Raw genomic sequence first — 1906 nt, forward strand, 5'->3', positions numbered from 1 at the left:
GGGGAGGGAGATCCGGCGTGTCCCGCCGCGCCCTCCTCGCCGGCCTCGGCGCGCTGCTCCTCGCCCCGCGCCCCGCCCGCGCGGAAGAACCGCCCGAAGCCCCCCTCGTCATCGATCTCGCCGCCCGCGGCCGGCGCCTCGGCCAGGCCGGCGGCGCGGTCCGCACCTTGATCGCGAAGGCGCGCGACGTGCGCTACCTCTCGGTCTACGGCTATACCCGCCTCGTCGGCTACGACGCCGACCTGAACCTCCAGCCCGACGTCTTGGAGAGCGTCACCGTGGAGGGCGGCCGCTTCACCCTGCGCCTGCGCGCGGGCCACCGCTGGTCGGACGGCCATCCCTTCACGGCCGAGGATTTCCGCTATTACTGGGAGGACGTCGCCAACGACCCCGACCTCAGCCCCGGCGGCCCGCCGGACTTCCTGATCGTCGAGGGCAAGCCGCCGGCCGTCAGCTTCCCCGACGCCCGCACGGTGGTCTACGCCTGGGAGCGGCCGAACCCGCGCTTCCTGCCCGCGCTCGCGGCCCCGCGCGACCCGCTGATCTACCGGCCGGCCCACTACCTGAAGCCGTTCCACCCCCGCTACGCCGGGCGCGCGGCGGCGGACGCGGCCGCCAAGGCCGAGAAGCTGCGCGGCTGGGCGGCGCTGCACAACCGGCTCGACGACAATTTCGAGCTGAACAACCCGGACTGCCCGACGCTCCAGGGCTGGCGGCCCCGCACCCGGTCGCCCGCCACCCGCTTCGTGTTCGAGCGCAACCCGCACTACCACCGGGTGGACACGGCGGGCACACGGCTGCCCTACCTCGACACGATCCTGATGGACGTGGCCTCGACCGGCCTCCTCGTCGCCAAGACCAACGCGGGCGAGGCGGACCTGATGTTCCGCGGGCTGGCGATGAACGACATCCCGAGCCTGCGCGAGGGCGAGCGGGCGCACGGCTACCGCACCCATCTCTGGCCGGTGGCGCGCGGCTCCGAGATCGCGCTCTACCCGAACCTCACCACACTCGATCCCCTCTGGCGGCAGCTCAACCGCGACCCGCGCTACCGCCGCGCCCTCTCGCACGCGATCGACCGGCGCACCCTCAACAACACGCTGCTGTTCGGGCTGGGCACCGAGGGCAACGACACGGTGGTGTCGGAGAGCCCGCTCTACGCGCCGGAGATGCGCACCCGCAACGCCACCTACGACCCGGCCGAGGCCGCGCGCCTCCTCGACGCGATCGGGCTGACGGGGCGGGACGCCTCTGGCATCCGCCTGATGCCGGACGGGCGCGCCCTCGAGGTCGTGGTCGAGAGCGACGGCGAGGCGAGCCTGATCCTCGACGGGCTGATGCTGATCGGCGAGTTCTGGCGGGAGGTGGGCATCCGCCTCGCGGTCAAGCCCCAGGAGCGGACGAACCTGCGCCGCCGCTCCATGGCCGGGATGACCGTGATGGTGGCGGCCCAGGGCCTCGACCTCGCGGTGCCGACCGCGATCATGCCGCCGACGGGCCTGAGCCCGGCGCAAGCGGACCACTACGCCTGGCCGCGCTGGAGCCTGAACCTGGAGAGCCGGGGCGCGGGCGGCGAGCCCTGCGACGTGCCCGAGGTCGAGCGCCTGATCGCGCTCGACCGGGAGTGGCGCATGAGCACCGACCCCGCCCGGCAGGGCGCGATCTGGCGCGAGATGCTGATGAACCACGCGGAGAACCAGTGGGTGATCGGCACCGTGGCGGGGGCGCTGCAGCCGGTGGTGGCCTCGAAGCGCCTCGCCAACCTGCCGGATCGGGCGCTGTACTCGTGGGAGCCGACCGCGCTGATCGGCGTGCAGCGGCTGGACGAGGTGTTTTGGGACCGGGCGGCGGAGCGGAACGCGGCGGCCGGCGGGGGGCGGGGATGATGCGGGCGACGACCCATCCG

1 protein-coding gene is annotated in these 1906 nt (G+C 73.8%); it reads left to right on the forward strand.

What is annotated here, in order from left to right:
- The first annotated feature begins 17 nt into the window (after positions 1–17).
- Positions 18–1886 (forward strand): ABC transporter substrate-binding protein, encoded by a 1869-nt coding sequence (locus AX737_RS29950; protein ID WP_082773378.1) that lies wholly within the window; start codon positions 18–20, stop codon positions 1884–1886.
- The last annotated feature ends 20 nt before the right edge of the window (positions 1887–1906 follow it).

The organism is Methylobacterium sp. CCH5-D2, from assembly GCF_001556475.1.
GTDB lineage: Bacteria > Pseudomonadota > Alphaproteobacteria > Rhizobiales > Beijerinckiaceae > Methylobacterium > Methylobacterium hispanicum.